Raw genomic sequence first — 17198 nt, 5'->3', positions numbered from 1 at the left:
TCGAAGAGCTGCAAACCGTCGACCGCACCCAGTGGAGGCATGAGGTGATGGACCACGAAGAGTTGTTCCTGCTCGTCCACGACCACCTCCCTCCGGAGATGATCTACGAGCGCGAACTGCTCATCTGCCGCCTCTGAAACGGGCTGAATCCACAATCGGCCTCAGGGGGCTAAATCGAGATCATCTCCAGCTAAATCAGATAGTTCCGCCATACCTAAATACACCCTTGACTCTCCTTGGCTTAAGTCTTACCTTAGAGACATGGCAAGACTCCCTTCGGGTTGAGTCAGTCATAACGAAGTCCACCCACTTCGTTGCTTTACCGGAATACCCACGCAACAGCCCCCACCGCGCTGCGTGGGTTTCCTCTTTAAACCGCCAATAAGCCCCACATCTAGTCCCACATTTTCTTCTCTGAACCTTGACGCAGCCAGCCAAACCCTCTATCCTCACCTCATGGGATTGATGCACATCGCAGCTTGTACCTGTTGCCTCTGTTGTATGGGCAATGGCTGCTGCGTTGGATATTCCCCTACCTAAGCGAATAGAACGAATTCAGGCTTAGACACTTCAGGAACCCACGTATCAGCGTAAATCGCGATACGTGGGTTTTTCTTTTTCCGAACGAAATGCAGGAGGTTTCATCATGGCAAGCTCGCAGAATCAGACACCAGTCACACCGCACGCCGCCAGCAGACTGTCCATCAACGTCGATCTCATTGCCGTAACCATCGCCCTTGCACTCGCTGTCCTCATCCGCTTCAACATCCTTCCCTCCATCCCCTTCTAGCTCGGCCTCTGCTCTTAAGCCCCCAAAATGTCCGCCCATACTTTACCCAACCCGACTGCAGGTCCGGCCCCGTCCCCTGCCTCGCGTTTCGCCGCGACGGTTCCGGGAATGGCGCTGCTCTTCGGCGTCGGTCTTCTGGGCAAAGTCTTCGAGCACACCATCGCCGTCCTCCATGCCCAGCATCCCGCGTGGCCTCTTCCGCACATTGAGTACGTTCTCTGGGCCATCATCCTCGGCCTCGTCATCAGCAACACCTTCGGCGTCGCCCGCATCTTCCAGCCCGGCGTAGCCACCTACGAGCTCTGGCTCAAACTCGGCATCGTCCTCATCGGCGCACGCTTTCTCATGCAGGACCTCTTCCACATCGGCGGCATGACCCTCGTCCTCGTCGCCATCGAACTGGTCCTCTCGCTCTCCGTCATGACGCTGCTCGGTCGCATCTTCAAGCTGCCGCCCAAACTCACCAGCCTACTCGCCATCGGCAGCAGCATCTGCGGCGTCACCGCCATCATGGCCACCCAGGGAGCCATCGACTCCAGCGAAGAGGACACCTCCACCGCCATGGCCGCCATCCTCACCCTCGGCGCCATCGCTCTCTTCACCTTCCCTGCCATCGGCCACGCCCTGCACATGAGCCAGCAGTCCTACGGCATCTGGGCCGGACTCGCCGTCGATAACACCGCCGAAGCCACCGTCACCGGAGCCATCTACGGCGACACTGCCGGACGCTTCGCCGTCCTCTCCAAGACCGCGCGGTCGTCCTTCCTCGGCTTCGTCGTCCTCGGCTACGCCGTCTACTGGGCCTCCAAGGGACAAGCCGCCGCCGTCGAGAACAAGGCCCTCTTCCTCTGGCAGAAGTTCCCCAAGTTCGTCCTCGGGTTCATCGCCATCTCTGTTCTCGCCACCGCAGGCTTCTTCACCCACGGTCAGCTCAACAGCCTCTCCAACCTCTCTCGCTGGGCCTTCCTTCCCGCCTTCGCTGGCGTAGGTCTTCGCACCAACCTGAGAGACCTCGTGGGCCAGGGCTGGCAGCCTCTGGTCGTCGGCATCCTCGGCGAGATCTTCATCGCACTCGTAACCCTCGGCCTGGTCTACGCAAGCTACCACTTCGGGGCGATCCAATGACGACGAGCTTCAGCATCTCCCTCCAAAGCTGTTGTTGCGCTTAGGCAAGAACCAGCTCCCATAAATCACATCAAGAAGAACGCGCAGCCTCGCACCTGAACCAGTCAGCGAGGCGTGCCCCCTCGTATATCTTTCGGAGACCCCATGTATCACTTCCTCAAGAAGAAGCTCTCTCTCGTCGCCACCACTCTGGCACTCTTTCTCGCCATCAACGCCCGCGCGCAGATCGTCGGCGGCACCATCTCCGGCACCGTCACCGACTCCACCGGCGCGGCCCTCGCCAACGCAAAAGTCCTCGTCCACAACGACGAGACCGGCAACGAGCGCAATCTCACCACAGCCTCCGATGGCCGCTACTCCGCACCCTCCATCCCTGTGGGCACGTACACCATCACCGCAGAGCTTCCCGGCTTCAGCGCCGCGCACCGCACAGACATCCCACTCACCGTAGGCCAGAGCCGGCAGGTCGACCTCAGCCTCTCTCTCGATTCCGTCGCGCAACAAGTCACCGTGCAGGACACGCCCTCCGTCGTCAACACCTCCACGCAGGAGAGCTCCGGCCTCGTCGACGAGCGTCAGATCAAGCAGCTCCCCCTCAACGGCCGCAGCTACGATCAGCTCATCACCCTGAACCCCGGCGTGGTCAACTACACCGGCCAGCGCTCCGGCACCATCGGGACCTCAAATTCGTCTGTAGGCAACATGTTCGCCATCTCCGGCCGTCGCCCACAGGACAATCTCTTTCTCCTCAACGGCATCGAGTACACCGGAGCATCGCTCATCAACGTCACTCCCGGCGGCACCAGCGGCCAGCTCCTCGGCGTCGACGCCGTGCGCGAGTTCAACGTCGTCAGCGACACCTACTCCGCAAGCTACGGCAAGCGGCAGGGCGCGCAGATCTCAATCGTAACCGCTTCAGGCACAAATAGACTGCACGGCTCCGCCTACGAGTTCATCCGCAACTCCGCTCTCGACGCCCGCAACTACTTCGACCAGGCCACCATCCCCGAGTTCCAGCGCAACAACTTCGGCGGCTCGCTCGGCGGCCCCATCAAGAAGGACAAGCTCCTCCTCTTCGCCAACTACGAAGGCTACCGCCAGAGCCTCGGCCTCTCCGACGTCACCTTCGTGCCCGACGCTGAGGCGCGGCAGGGCTACCTTCCCGACCCCGCCAATCCCAGCGGGCCGCGTAAATACTACGGCATAGCCAATGGAGTCGCGCCTTTGCTTAACCTCTGGCCCACACAGAACGGCCCTGAGCTGCTCGACGCCAATGGCAAGCCGACCGGCATCGCCGAAGCCTTCTCCAGCCCCATGCAGCACATCCGCGAAGACTTCGGCACCACTCGCTTCGACTACAACATCAGCCCCAAAGACCTCTTCTTTAGCGCCTACACCATCGACGACTCAACCGCTAACACGCCCACGCAAAACCCGCTCGCTCTCATCAACGAAAGCCTCCGCGAACAGGTCCTCAGCGCGCAGGAGCAACACGTCTTCTCGCCACAGCTTCTCAACACCGCACGCTTCGGCTTCTCCCGCGCGTCCTTCTTATTCGTCGGCTCAACGCCAGTAGACGTCCCCGGCTGGGTGGCAGGCAAGCCCATCGGAGCCATCGTCATCGCTGGTAGCACCGCCTCCAACGGGTCTTCGCAAATAACGGGAGCAGGCGGCAACGTAGGCTCCGACAACACCACCACGCGCAACCTTTTTACCTTCGACGACCACATCTTCTGGAGCCATGGCCGTCACCAGATCGAAGCCGGTGGCTGGATTCAGCGCCTGCAGTCAAACGACAACCTCGCTCAAAACCAGTACGGCCAAGCCTCCTTTGGCAATCTCACCACCTTCATTCAGGGCACGGTAAAGACCTTCTCTGTAGTCCCAGATCCCACCGAACTAGGCTGGCGCTCCATCCTGGGCGCAGGCTACATTGAAGACACTATCCACTTCACCCCACACCTCGAAGTTCGCGCAGGCTTCCGCTTCGAGTCCACCAACGGCTGGAACGAAGCTCAGGGGCGCGCCTCCAACTACGCCTTCGCCAATGGCATTATCAACACCACGCCAACCGTAGGCAGCTCCGCTCTCACCACCAACCGCGCCAGGTTCCTCCCCGAGCCCCGCGTCGGCCTCGCGTGGGACGTTCGCGGCAACGGCAAGACCTCCGTCCGCGCAGGCTTCGGCATCCACCGCTCGCTGCTCGACAATCTCGACTACCGCCTCGACCAATCCGCTCCGTACAACACCACGCTCTCACTCTCGAACGTGCCTGTCTCCAGCCTCAACATCACGGCCAACACCAAGCCCTCAGCCAGTTCACTGGTCTCGCCCTCCAACGTACAGACCGACATCTACACCCCCACCGTCCTAAGCTGGGACCTCCGCGTCGAGCAACAACTGGCTCCCAACACCTCACTCACCCTCGGCTACGTCGGCTCGCACGGCTACCATCAGATTCTCTCCGCCGACCTCAACGAGCCCGTCACCACCACCGTCGACGGAAGCATCTTTTATCCGACAACAGTGAAGGCCAATCCACTCGTAGCCAACACCACGTCATGGATCTCCGGCGGCATCAGCAACTACAACGCCCTCGAGGTAGACCTGCACCGCAGCTTCGCCAACGGCTTCCAGCTCCGCGGCAACTACACCTGGTCGAAGAACCTCGACAACGGCTCCGCATGGAACACCAGCGTCAGTGCCAACACGCCCGCCTTCACCATGTACCCGGCCAACCCTAAACTCGACTACGGCCCCTCCGCCAGCGACATCCGCAACCTCGCCTCCATCAACGGCACTTACGATCTTCCCTTCGGCGCAGACCACCGCTTCGGTGCAAACTTCAACGGCCTCACCAACCGCGCCATCAGCGGCTGGACGCTGAGCGCCATCGCAGCTATCCAGTCCGGCTTCCCTTTCTCGCCGCAGCTCGGCTACAACCCCACCGGCAGCGGAGACACCCGCAACCCGGTCCGCCCCAACATCAACCCCAACTTCCACGGCAATCTCTACCCGCATACGCCTAAGCAGTTTTTCAACGCCGCCGCCTTCAGCGCACCGGCCTATGGAACCTTCGGCAACCTCGGTCGCGACACCCTCGTCGGCCCCAACCTCACCAACCTCGACCTCGCGCTGCACAAATCCACCCGGCTCGGCGAGCGTCTCCACGCCGAGTTCCGCGCCGAGTTCTTCAACGTCCTCAACCACACCAACTTCGCCACGCCGAACGAGGTCGTCATCTCCTCCGGCCCCACGCAGGGCAACACAGCCAGCCAGACCGCAGCCGTAGTCGCCAGCCCCACCGCAGGCGTCATCACCGCAACCGCCACCAGCTCCCGCCAGATCCAATTCGGCCTGAAGCTGCTCTTCTAAAAAAGCTGGTCAGCAAACAAAAGCCTCTCCAGCATTCACCGGAGAGGCTTTTCCATTCACACCCACTAAGCAGCAGAGAACTTCCGCCGCACCACACCAAAAGCACCCAGCGCTCCCGTACCCAGCAGCACCAGCGAAGAAGGCTCAGGAACCTGAGACGCAGCTACCGCCGAGAACGTAGAGGTTCCAGCCGCAGTCAGGTCGAAACCACCTTGACTCGTTCCATAAACAGCCTCGCCCAGATCGGTATCGAAGTTGTTGAAGATCGACGAGCCAGACGTCGCCCCAATCGCTCCCAGCTCATACGCCGCAAACGCAGGGTTCGAGGTGTAAAGCAGAGCGAAGTCGTTCGTATTGTCGCCAAACCCGGCGGCATTGCTCGACTGATTGACAAAGAGCTGAAGGCTGTCGGTAAACACGCCACTTGCACCACCGGCGATGCTGAAAGATACCGGAGCCGAAGGAGAAAGAGCGAAGATCCCACCGCCTTCATTGATCAGGCTTGAAGGATCTGCCGTAGCTGTAAACGTCACCACAGCGTTGTTGAAACTGGTACCGCCAATGCTGCCACTGGCCGTGAAGGTATCCGTGTAAGTAAGTGAAGAGGCATGAAGTGCAACCGGAGCCGCAATCGCTGCCGCAAGAGCCAACAAGTAAAGTGTGCGCATTTAGGAGCCCCCTCCCCAGGGGCTATGCGCTCAACTTCTCACGTCGCCATTAACACAGAATCAAAATCATTATGCGCAAATCTTTGCACATCAATAGGTTACGGGAACATCCTCACGTCGTCTCGAGCGAACGAAGCGCAGTGAAGCGACCCTGTATTACCTTGCGTTAGACCGGGCAACATCCACACCCTCGGTGAAAACGCTCTCCCCTTGCACCCACTGAAAAAGCCTCTCCGAACCATGCCGGAGAGGCTTTTCAGATTAAGTCGACTCAATTCTCACATACGTTACGCAGCGAGGAGCTTCCGCTTCATCACACCCAGAACACCCAGCGCTCCAGTACCCAGCAGGATGAGCGAAGACGGTTCCGGAACCGGGGAGGCGCCGGTCGTCGCCTGGAACGTCGAGTCTCCCGCAGAGTCTATCGAGAACGCCCCGCTCGTGGTTCCGAAGTGTGCTCCTGCATTGAAGATCGGTGCGCCTGTAACAGGCCCGAACGCCGTCGTCAGGTCATACGTATTGAACGCCGAATTTGTCGTAAACATAACAGCCGCGTCGGTTGTGTTATCGCCCACCCCGCCAACGCCGAGCCCCTGATTGGAAACAAACTGTATCTCGTCGGCAAATGCTCCGCCCAATCCCCCTGCAACGCTGAATGTTGTCGGCACAATATTGATAAAAAGGCCGCTCGACTGATTGACCACATTGTCGGTATCTCCCACGCCCGTCAGCGTGACGAGTTGATTCGAAAATTGCTCCGTGAAGTTGCCATTTGTCACGCTGCCGCTGCCGACAAAAGTTTCCGTGTAAGTAATCTGAGTGGCATGAAGTGCAAGCGGAGCTGCGATCACTGCCACAAGAGTCAACAGATGAAGTATGCGCATGAGGAAGCTCCCTCCCCGAGAGCCCTACCACCGTCTCATGCGCCGATAGGACAACGCAACAGGAATTTTAGTTCCACAATCAATGCAAGTATTTGCATATAAACAACTTAGCCGTGGCGATGCAGGCGAAAATGGCAGGCTGTCGCAAAGGGGCTGCCTATGAAATCGTTTGAATTGTTGCGGATAAGGTGGGTATAAACTTGAGAGCCTTCAAGATTGACAGGAAAAGAAATTCTGGCCCCGACGCGAATTCGCGTTCGCGCGGCGGAATTCAGTGGGCCTTTTTTGATGCAGTACCGGAAAAGAGGAGTTTGAGAGTGCGAAATCGCTGGGGACTGTTGCCGTGCACCTGGGCCGTTATCGTTCTTGCCGCTGCTGCCGTCTGGTTGCCCACGGCCGCCGCCCAGACAACACAAGAACGTGCTGCCCGAGGCGGGAAGGTCCGCACCTACTACGTCGCGGCGGACGAGGTAGATTGGGACTACGCGCCGACGGGAATCGACCAGATGATGGGCATGCCGTTGGAAGGCATGGCCAAATTTTTCATGGAGCACGGCCCGCACCGCATCGGGCGCGTCTACAAAAAGGCGATCTACCGGGAATACACAGATGCCACGTTCACGACGCTGAAGCCGCGTCCGCCATCACAGCAGTACCTGGGAATTCTGGGGCCGGTTCTGCGGGCGGAGGTCGGCGACACCATCAAGGTAGTGTTCAGGAACAACGGCACGCATCCCTACAGCATGCACCCGCACGGCGTGTTCTACGAAAAGGCGTCGGAAGGCGTGGCGTACAACGACGGCAGAAGCGCGAAGGAGGAAGAGGGCGGGCACGTCGAGCCCGGCCACACCTTCACCTACACATGGGAGGTGCCGGAGCGCGCAGGCCCCGGGCCGAACGACCCTAGTTCGATTGTGTGGCTCTATCACTCGCACGCCAACGAGCTGATGGATGTGAACTCGGGCTTGATCGGCGCCATCATTGTCACGCGCCGGGGCATGGCGCTGCCCGATGGCAGGCCGAAGGACGTAGACAAGGAATTCGTCACGCTGTTCATGATGTTCGACGAGAACCAGAGCTGGTTCATCGACGAGAACATCCGAAGGCATACGGACGACCCCGCAGGAACAAAGAAGAGCGACGCGACAAATATGGACTGGCAGGGCCTCTACAACTTCCCGTTGCCCGGTGGATTTACAGGGGCCAACCTGCGCTTCACCATCAACGGGATGCAGTATGCCAACCTGCCGATGATGACCATGAAGAAAGGCGAACGCGTGCGGTGGTACGTGGTCGCCATGGGGAACGCATTCAATATTCACTCGCCGCACTGGCACGGAAACGTCGTGATGGACCATGGAAGCCGCACCGACGTGATCTCTGTCTCGCCGGCGCAGATGAGCACCGTGGACATGGTTCCGGATGATCCGGGGATATGGCTGTATCACTGCCACATGAGCGACCACATGGAGCGCGGGATGGTGGCGCGCTACCAGGTGCTCCCCTAAGAGCCCGTCTTCGTCGCATCTCAACCGGCACAAAAAGCCGGGTGCCCCGTGTCCCGATTCCGGGACATGGGTTTCCTCGCCACCCTGAACCGCATTCCATCATTAATCCGTAAACTAACCCAAGCGCGTCATGCCCTTCGAAACCCCAAACACCGGCCCGGCTACCGCAGGAGCCGCTCCCACTCCCAGCGGCTTCGCGCCGCTGCGTATCCCGCTCTTCCGCGATCGCTGGATCGCCAGCACCATCTCCTCCGTCGGCACCTGGATGCAGGACACGGCGGGCACCTGGTTCATGACGTCGCTGACCACCTCGCCTCTGCTCATCGCGCTGATGCAGACTGCGGCCAGCCTCCCTGTCCTTATCCTCGGCCTGCTCGCCGGTGCCACCGCCGACATCTTCGACCGCCGCAAGCTGCTCATCTTCTGGCAGGCCTGGATGCTCGGCTCCGTCGGCGTCCTCGCCGTGCTCACCTTCCTCGGCTACGTCTCTCCGTGGACACTGCTCGCACTCACCTTCATGCTCAACATCGGCTCTGCCATGAATAACCCCGCATGGCAGGCCATCGTCCCCGAGCTGGTCCCCCGCGAGCTCATCCCCGACACCGTCTCCCTCAACTCCGCCAGCAACAATCTCGCACGCGCCGTCGGCCCTGCGCTCGGCGGCTTCATGGTCGCCGCCTTCAAGCACATCGATACCGGCGCAGGCTCCGTCTTCCTGCTCAACGCCGTCTCCTACGCCGCTGTCATCTGGGTGCTGGTCAACTGGAAACGCATCCCGCTCTTCAAATCCACGCTTCCCTCCGAGCGCATCGCCGCCTCCATCCGTTCCGGCCTGCGCTACGTCCGCTACTCGCCCGAGCTGCAATCCGCGCTCGTCCGCACCTTTACCTTCACCTTCTTCCTCTCCGCCATCTGGGCGCTGCTCGCCGTCGTCGCCAGCCACGTCCTCCATCAGGGAGCGCTCGGCTACGGCATCCTTAACGGCTCGCTCGGCGTAGGCGCTCTGGTCGGAGCCACCACTCTCCCCCGCATCCGACGCCGCTTCTCCGCCGACCGCATTATCGTCGCCGCGACCCTCTACAACGTCGTCACCCTGCTCATCCTCGCCTTCGCCCACATCCCCTGGCTCATCATTGTCGCGCTTATCTTCTCCGGCTTTGCCTGGACCAGCACTCTCTCCACGCTCAACACCTCGGTCCAGCTCGCCGTACCTGCCTGGGTGCAGGCCCGCGCCCTCGGCACCTACCTCATGACCTTCCAGGGCGGCATGGCGCTCGGCTCGGTACTCTGGGGAGCGCTCGCCGAACACACCTCCACTCCCATCTCCCTCGCCACGGCCGCCGCGGGACTCGTCATCACGCTTCCCATCGTCAGCCGCTTTCATATCCTGCAAGGCCCCGCGCCCGACCACACTCCCTACCAGTGGAAGCGCCCCGCGCCGATTCCCGTCCCCTCCATGGACTCCGAGCCAGCCGACGACCTCGACTCCGCCGGTCCCGTCCGCATCTCGATCGACTACAACATCCCTGCCGAGAACTACGCCGAGTTCACCCACGCCATCCACGAGCTGCGCGGCGTCCGGCTCCGTGACGGCGCCATCCGCTGGGGCATCTACCGCGAAGCCACCAACCCCGAGCACCTCAACGAGACCTTCGTCATGGAGTCATGGCTGGACTACCTCCGCTCCCGCGAGCGCGTCACCGCCGCCGACGAGGCCATCCGCGACCGCGTCCGCTCCCTTCACCGCGGCCCCGAGTCACCCCGCACCACCCACCAGATCTACGCCAAAGAGATCACCCACCCCAACGAATAGCAGCCCAGCCGCTGCCGTTGCTGTTGCTTGTTGTAGTGACCGTGGCTTCTGGGTACGCCAAGGCTTTAGCCTTGGCCCTCTATAGACCACTCCTAAAAGTGGGGCTTCAGCCCCTGGGGTATGCTCTCCACCGGCTTCCCCATCCCCGGCAGAATCGTGCTCGACACTTTGAACTTCCGGTATCCCGAATCAACCTCGCGAAACGTCCCGTTGAATTTAAAGAGCAGAAGCATCCGGGCCGTTCCCCGCCCATCCGCCTCGACCGGAAGCCATACCTCGCCGTTCACCTTGCGCTGCTCCAGCGAAAAGCTCGTGCCCTTCTGGATGTTCGCCACCAGCCCCGCGCCGATCTTGAACGTATCCAGAAAATGTCCTTCCAGCTTAGCAATGGCGCGGTCTTCTTCATCCACCCAGACCGTTCCCGCCATATCGCGAATCACACCCTCCAGCCGGTTCCGCGTTTTAGCTTTGGGATCTCCCGCATAGTCCACCGCAATCGTCTCTCGCCCATTGAGCATCACGCGGCGGGCGTTGCTGAAGCTGCCCAGTTCGAGCAGCCGCGACACCGTGACCTCATCGTTCCCGTGCGGATCGGTCGGCTTGCCTTTGGCATCGGCCTTCGCCAGCCGCTCCTTGGCCTTGGCAACTTCCTTGTCGATCCGTTCGTCTTGTTTCGCCTGCTCCCGCGCGCTTAGCTCTCTGCCATCCTTCTTTGTCAGCTTTTGTATAGGGACGCCTTCCACCCAGAACCGGTCAAATTCCTGGGTCTGGGTCTTCTTCACCCGGCCATGACCGTCCAGCTCCTGAACCGTGTCTACCGCATGGTAGAGATAGTCCTTTTGAACCGCCTCTGCTGTCCTCTCGTGCTCTTCGACTTCATGCATCAGTTGGGGGATATTCGGAAGCGGGCGAGCTTGCTCCGCTTCGGGCGCAGCGTCGAATGTAACCCGAGAAACGGCATGATACAGGTTACATTGGGGGTCTAGGGGGTGGGGTGTAACCTGAGAAACAGCAGGATACCGGTTACAGGGACTCTGCGCCTTTGACCCGGCGGCAAACCCTCCGAGGGCGACTACCAGAAGCAGAATTCTCCAAGCCCGACTCGCCATATTTCCATCTTAGTTGGCACAACGGAGAAACACCGCCATCCTGGTTCCGGAGATTGCTTATCTGTAATAGAGTAGACTGTGGTCTTACCATTTATCCGGTTTTGCGCACTCTCGGTCGCCGCGCTGAGGAAAAGAAAAGTTCATGCCCAAGATGCTCATCCTCGGCAACTCGGACGACGTAGCCGTCGCCCTCAACCCGCTAGAGGCCAATACCTCTATTCCCGAGTTGAAGATCACAGCGCTGTCTGACATTCCCGCGGGCCACAAGATCGCCCTGCACGCCATTCCCGCTGGCCATCCCATCCGTAAGTTCAATCAAATCATCGGCTTTGCTACCAATCCCATCGCTGTCGGCGAGCACGTTCATACCCACAACCTCATCACCGGCAACTTCGAGCGCGACTACTCCATCGGCACCGAAGCTCATTCGACCGAGCTTCTTGACCCCGCTCACGCAGCCACTTTTCAGGGAATTGTGCGGTCCGATGGCCGGGTAGCCACGCGGAACTATGTCGGCGTTCTGACTACAGTTAACTGCTCGGCCACGGTCGCCCGCCGTATCGCCGCCCACTTCACTGCTGAAGTGCTGAGCGCCTATCCGAATGTAGACGGTGTCGTTGCCATCACCCACGGAACCGGCTGCGGCATGGCCGAGCACGGCGAGCCGGCCGACCTGCTCCGCCGCGTCTTCGCGGGCTATGCCACCCATCCCAACTTCGCCTCGGTCCTTCTGCTCGGCCTTGGCTGCGAGACCAACCAGATCGATAGCCTGATCACCCTGACGGGAAGCTCCCCAAACCTGCGCACCAGCACCATTCAGGAGGAGGGCGGCACTGCCGCGGCCATCCGCAATGGGATCGCTACAGTGCGGGAGATGTTGGAGCAAGCCAACCAGGTCAGCCGCGCCACTGTTTCTGCCTCGAATTTGATGGTCGGCCTTCAATGCGGCGGCTCGGACGCCTACTCCGGCATCAGCGCCAACCCCGCTCTGGGAGCGGCGGTCGACCTCCTCGTCCAGAACGGAGGCACGGCCATCCTCTCCGAGACGCCCGAGATCTATGGCGCGGAGCACCTGCTGACCCGACGCTCCGCCAGCCCCGATGTCGCAGCACGCCTGATCGAGCGCATCCACTGGTGGGAGGAGTACACCGCTCGGCACAAGGGCTCCATCGACAACAATCCCCAGCCCGGAAACAAGACCGGCGGCCTGACGACGATCCTCGAAAAGTCACTGGGAGCGATCTCGAAGGGCGGAACCACCAATCTGGTTGAGGTCTACCGCTACGCCGAACCGATTCATAAAAAAGGCCTTGTCTTCATGGACTCCCCCGGCTTCGATCCGGTCTCGGCCACCGGACAGGTCGCCAGCGGGGCAAATCTTCTCTGCTTCACGACGGGTCGCGGCTCGGTCTTCGGCTGCAAGCCCAGCCCGTCGATCAAGCTGGCCTCGAACACCCCTCTTTACAAGCGGATGGCCGACGATATGGACATCAACTGCGGCACCATCATCGACGGCGAAGAGACGGTGCAACAAGCTGGATTGAGGATATTTAACGCGATGTTGGCCACCGCGTCGGGCAGGCAGACACGGAGCGAAGAGTTGGGTTTTGGGGAAGAGGAGTTTCAACCCTGGTTACAGAGTGCAACTTTGTAGTCGGCTATCGCACAACATGCGCTGAAGTAGATGCGGCGCGCCGCCGAAAGGTCTAGCATAAAAGAAGTACGTTATTTTCGCTTTCGCGAATAGACCTGAAGTGAGGACGCAATGGCCACCAAGGCAGGGGTAGTGACCCCACCGGCTTCCGCAGTAGAACAGCAAGATCGTGAAACAGTTTTCGATATCTTCCGTCGCTGGGGATATCTTCAAGCCTCCCTCGATCCGCTTGGTCAGTATCTTCCACCCGAACCTTTTCCAACGCCTGCTCCCGAAGGCGAAGCTGCAGCCGAGGCCCGCAAGTTCTATTGCGACACCATCGCTGCCGAATTCATGCACATCCCCAGCCCGGAGCAGCGGCAGTGGCTGCAGGAGCGCATGGAGCAGACGCCTCCCGCGGCGGACCAGAAGCTCATCCTCACGCAACTGATTCGCGCCGAGATCTTCGAGCAGGTCATTCAATCGCGCTATCTGGGAACGAAGCGCTTCTCGCTTGAAGGGCTTACGGCTCTGATTCCCTTCCTCGATCGCGTTCTCGCCGTAAGCGCAGGGTATGGCGTTACCAAGAGCGTGATGGGCATGAGCCATCGCGGTCGCCTAAACGTGATGACCAACACGATTGGCCGCAAGGCAACCGAGATCTTCACCAAGTTTGAAGACGTCGATCCGCGCAGCACCATGGGCGGCGGCGACGTGAAGTACCACATCGGTGCGACCGGCGAGTACCGTTCTCCGGATGGCAAGGTGATCGCGCTGCATCTTGCGTCGAATCCCAGCCATCTCGAGGCGGTCGATCCGGTCGTTCTGGGGCGCGCACGCGCCAAGCAGGAGCGTATCGGCAAGGGCGGCAAGGATGCCGTGCTTCCCATGATCATTCACGGCGATGCTGCCTTCGCGGGACAGGGCATTCTTGCCGAGTCGCTGAACATGGCGACGCTGCATGGCTACAACGTCGGCGGCACCATTCACGTCATCGTCAATAACCTGCTGGGCTTTACCGCGATTCCCGAAGAGTCGAACTCGTCGCGCTTCTCTTCAGACATTGCCAAGCGCCTGCCGATTCCGATCTTCCATGTGAACGCGGAAGACCCGGATGCCGTGGTGAGGATCGCTGCGCTTGCTGCGGAGTTCCGGCACCGCTTTCACTCCGACGTCGTGGTCGACCTGGTGGGCTATCGTCGACATGGCCACAGCGAGGTGGACGATCCTACAGTCACGCAGCCGCGCCGCTACGCCATCATCAAGGACCATGCCCCGCTCTACCAGATCTACGCCAAGCGCATCGGCGTCGATCCGGCGGCCGAGGTGCAGCAGATTCAGCAGGAGTTTCTCGACGACCAGAAGGCCGCGACCAAGGCCGAGCATGTGCCGTTGCTGCGCACCATGCCCGACTACTGGGACGCCTACAAGGGCGGCGAACTGCTGCCGGGAGACGAAGTTTCGACCGGCCTTTCGAGCGAGCGCATCCATGAGCTGGTGCTTGCGCTGACCAGATATCCGAGCGACTTCCATATCCATCCCAAGGTGAAGAAGCTGTTTGAGCAGAGAGCGGAGATGGGGGCGGGACTGAAGCCCTTCGACTATGGCATGGCAGAGCTGGTGGCGTATGCCTCGCTGCTTGAAGCCGGTACGCTGGTCCGGTTGACCGGGCAGGACTCGCAGCGGGGAACGTTCAACCAACGCCACTCGGTGATGGTTGATACGGAGACCGAGGTGAAGTACTCGCCGCTGTCGCACCTGAGCAAGGACCAGGGGCGGTTCGAGGTCTACAACTCGCTATTGTCTGAAGCGGCTGTGCTTGGCTTCGAGTACGGCTTCGCGCGCGACTATCCCGAGGCGTTGGTGCTTTGGGAGGCGCAGTTCGGCGACTTCGCCAACGGAGCCCAGGTCATCATCGACCAGTTCATCGCGTCGAGCGAGATGAAGTGGGGGCTGCTCTCGGGCATCGTAATGCTGCTTCCGCACGGCTACGAAGGACAGGGGCCGGAGCACTCGAGCGCACGGATCGAGCGCTATCTGCAACTGGCGGCGAACGACAATATGCAGATCTGCCAGCCATCGACGGCGGCGCAATACTTCCATCTGCTGCGGCGCCAGGTGATGCGGTCGTGGCGCAAACCGCTGATCGTGTTTACGCCGAAGAGCATGTTGAGGCATCCGGATGCCTCGTCATCGCTGGCCGAGTTCGCTAAGGACCGCTTCCAGAATGTATTGCCTGACAACGAGGTGGTGAATCCGCGGCGGCTGCTGGTCTGCAGCGGCAAGGTCGGCCACAACCTGCGCATGGAACGGGCGAAGCGGAAGGACATGGGCGTCGGCATCATCTTTGTCGAACAGCTCTATCCGTGGCCAAAGGAAGAGCTGCAGGCAGCTCTCGACCAGCATCCCGGAGCCGAGGAGATCGTCTGGGTTCAGGAGGAGCCGGCGAACATGGGCGCAATGTCGTATGTGATGCCACTGCTGCGGCGTCTTGCTGGCGACCGTGCGGTGCTGAGCGTAAAGCGCAGCCCGAGTGCGACACCAGCCACCGGATCGGCAAAGGCCCACGACATGGAAGAGAAGACTCTGATCGATCTTGCCTTCGGAGCCTAGCTCTTCTTCGTTGGACAAAGCCCCATCTCTCGCGAGGTGGGGCTTTATTTTGTCTATTTTAAAGATCGCGACCGATTAAATGAAGATGGCAGAGTAGCCGGAAGGAAGTTGTTCCTGCCTCGGCTGCTCTGCCATCTGTTCAACCTTAATACTAGCTTCGTTGACGCAACGGGCAAACTAGACGCCCATGCGACGACGAACCAGACCGGCTACTCCAAGCAAGCCGCTGCCAAGCAGGATGATGCTGCTGGGTTCAGGCGTGGCAACCAGGTCGGAGGTAAGGACAGCGGGAGCTCCGTTTACCTCGGCATAGAGGAGGTCAACCGAGAAGGTTCCGGTGGCGCTTGCGACAAAGCTGGAGACCTCAGCCGAGGTCGGTGCGCCGGCATTGATTACGGCAACGCCATCGATATAGAGGATGGCTCCGTCATCGTGGGTGACGCTGTAGGTCTGTCCGGCAACGAGGTTGGTATAACCGGTGAACTCATAGATGGTGTTGTTCAGCGTGTCGCCCGCGATGCCTGCAAAGCTTGCCGACTGGTTGCTGACCGTGTTGCCGCCAGAGGTAAGGAAGCTGCCGATGGTGTAATCGGTCGAACCATTGGAGTTGAAGTTGATACCGTCCACGCTAAATGTCGCGGAGGGTGTGCCCAGTGCAGAGGTGCTGGCAGGCAGAGAGTTGGGCCAGGAGGTGGCATTTTCCCACACAGACCCGGTGAATGTGTATGCATGAGCGACGCCCGTCACAGCGAGGAAGGCTGCCAGGCAAGGGATAGCGAACAAAATACGTGTCTTGAATTTCATGAGGCCTCTATCAGTGGAGTTTTAGAATTGTGAGCCCTTGATGCACTCACAACTAAGGCATGTTGATGGCCATCTCTCATTGAAGAGACCGAGATCGCAATCTCCTGGTCTATCAAAAGTTGCAGGAAATATCGGGCAACGAACTGCGCTTTTATCTGTTGGGCACTGTGCAACTCTCTGCGGAGGATTGAGGAATTAGGATTCGCATTTGCGTTAGCGGGCAGAGAACCGACTTGACCTCCAAGCCACTGAAAGGAAGCGCCTGAAAGGATCCGGTGCGACGGGGTTCGAACTGTGATAGCGAACGCCTCCTTCCGTGGAAACGTTCGGCTATAACAGCGAAGACAGATGCAGGCAGAAGAGTTTCAGTGCAGCTAGATGCTCATCCGGCGACGAACCAGGCCAGCCATTCCGATCAAGCCGCTGCCAAGCAGGATGATGCTGCTGGGCTCAGGGGTTACTCCCACAGGCGCGCTGTTGACCGTAAATAGCAGATCGGACGGTGGACCGCAGCACTCGGCATATTCGAGCGTGAAGTTATACATCCCTGCTGAAGCAGCATTGACAGTAAAGGGCGAGTTCGAGAAGCTTGTAGGTCCTGGAGCGTCGACAACGTTACCGAAACCGACGATATTCAGCACGGCGCCATCGTCGTGGCCAACGGCAAGGCTATTAGAACCAGCGTTCAAAAATAAGCTTCCCGTGATGACCAGCTCAAGGTTGTCTGACGTGCCAGTGGGATCGAAGCCATTGACCTCATTGCTAAAGGTTGGATTGTTAAGAAAGCCTGCGGTAGTGTAGGCAGACGGTGGACTTTGAAAATTGATCCCAGAGGAACCAATGGAGAAGCTGGCGCTGGCCAGAGTTGATGCCTGG

12 protein-coding genes are annotated in these 17198 nt (G+C 60.0%); 7 read left to right on the top strand and 5 right to left on the bottom strand.

Annotated features, from left to right (window positions below; translation table 11 throughout):
- The first annotated feature begins 646 nt into the window (after window positions 1–646).
- The 3 genes from VMU57_RS07055 (at window position 647) to VMU57_RS07045 (ending at window position 5290) form a co-directional block, all read left to right on the top strand.
- The gene (locus tag VMU57_RS07055; RefSeq protein ID WP_325381928.1) at window positions 647–790 is read left to right on the top strand and encodes a hypothetical protein; all 144 of its coding nucleotides are present in this window, start codon (window positions 647–649) and stop codon (window positions 788–790) included.
- A 27-nt stretch (window positions 791–817) separates the two neighbouring features.
- Window positions 818–1915: a YeiH family protein gene (locus tag VMU57_RS07050; RefSeq protein ID WP_325381927.1), complete on the top strand. Its 1098-nt coding sequence runs from the start codon at window positions 818–820 to the stop codon at window positions 1913–1915.
- Between the two features lie 144 nt (window positions 1916–2059).
- Window positions 2060–5290: a carboxypeptidase-like regulatory domain-containing protein gene (locus VMU57_RS07045; RefSeq protein ID WP_325381926.1), complete on the top strand. Its 3231-nt coding sequence runs from the start codon at window positions 2060–2062 to the stop codon at window positions 5288–5290.
- 65 nt (window positions 5291–5355) lie between these two features.
- On the opposite strand, the gene VMU57_RS07040 is transcribed toward VMU57_RS07045, so the two are convergent.
- Window positions 5356–5958, bottom strand: coding sequence for a PEP-CTERM sorting domain-containing protein (locus tag VMU57_RS07040; protein ID WP_325381925.1), 603 nt, complete (start codon window positions 5956–5958; stop codon window positions 5356–5358).
- A gap of 287 nt (window positions 5959–6245) precedes the next feature.
- Window positions 6246–6842: a PEP-CTERM sorting domain-containing protein gene (locus VMU57_RS07035; RefSeq protein WP_325381924.1), complete on the bottom strand. Its 597-nt coding sequence runs from the start codon at window positions 6840–6842 to the stop codon at window positions 6246–6248.
- Window positions 6843–7159: 317 nt separating this feature from the next.
- Between VMU57_RS07035 and VMU57_RS07030 the strand changes: the two genes are divergently transcribed.
- Both VMU57_RS07030 and VMU57_RS07025 read left to right on the top strand, forming a co-directional pair.
- Window positions 7160–8350, top strand: a complete 1191-nt coding sequence (locus VMU57_RS07030) for a multicopper oxidase domain-containing protein (RefSeq protein ID WP_325381923.1) — start codon at window positions 7160–7162, stop codon at window positions 8348–8350.
- 130 nt (window positions 8351–8480) lie between these two features.
- Window positions 8481–10163 carry an MFS transporter gene (locus VMU57_RS07025; protein ID WP_325381922.1) on the top strand — a complete coding sequence of 561 codons (1683 nt, stop codon included), beginning with the start codon at window positions 8481–8483 and terminating at the stop codon, window positions 10161–10163.
- A gap of 92 nt (window positions 10164–10255) precedes the next feature.
- Here VMU57_RS07025 and VMU57_RS07020 read toward each other — a convergent pair whose 3' ends face one another.
- On the bottom strand, window positions 10256–11047 hold the full coding sequence (locus VMU57_RS07020) for a hypothetical protein (RefSeq protein ID WP_325381921.1): 792 nt from the start codon (window positions 11045–11047) through the stop codon (window positions 10256–10258).
- A 367-nt stretch (window positions 11048–11414) separates the two neighbouring features.
- Between VMU57_RS07020 and VMU57_RS07015 the strand changes: the two genes are divergently transcribed.
- Together VMU57_RS07015 and VMU57_RS07010 are read left to right on the top strand one after the other, a co-directional pair.
- Window positions 11415–12926: an altronate dehydratase family protein gene (locus VMU57_RS07015; RefSeq protein WP_325381920.1), complete on the top strand. Its 1512-nt coding sequence runs from the start codon at window positions 11415–11417 to the stop codon at window positions 12924–12926.
- 111 nt (window positions 12927–13037) lie between these two features.
- Window positions 13038–15518 carry a 2-oxoglutarate dehydrogenase E1 component gene (locus VMU57_RS07010; protein ID WP_325381919.1) on the top strand — a complete coding sequence of 827 codons (2481 nt, stop codon included), beginning with the start codon at window positions 13038–13040 and terminating at the stop codon, window positions 15516–15518.
- Window positions 15519–15695: 177 nt separating this feature from the next.
- On the opposite strand, the gene VMU57_RS07005 is transcribed toward VMU57_RS07010, so the two are convergent.
- Both VMU57_RS07005 and VMU57_RS07000 read right to left on the bottom strand, forming a co-directional pair.
- Window positions 15696–16322 (bottom strand): PEP-CTERM sorting domain-containing protein, encoded by a 627-nt coding sequence (locus VMU57_RS07005; RefSeq protein WP_325381918.1) that lies wholly within the window; start codon window positions 16320–16322, stop codon window positions 15696–15698.
- Between the two features lie 374 nt (window positions 16323–16696).
- Window positions 16697–17198 (bottom strand): PEP-CTERM sorting domain-containing protein (locus VMU57_RS07000; RefSeq protein WP_325381917.1); only part of this gene is annotated, 502 nt, incomplete at its 5' end.

The organism is Edaphobacter sp. (genome assembly GCF_035532915.1).
In the GTDB taxonomy this organism is placed as follows: Bacteria; Acidobacteriota; Terriglobia; order Terriglobales; family Acidobacteriaceae; genus Edaphobacter.
The sequence above is the reverse complement of the archived record's forward strand: the minus strand, read 5'-3'. Positions and strand labels throughout refer to the sequence as shown.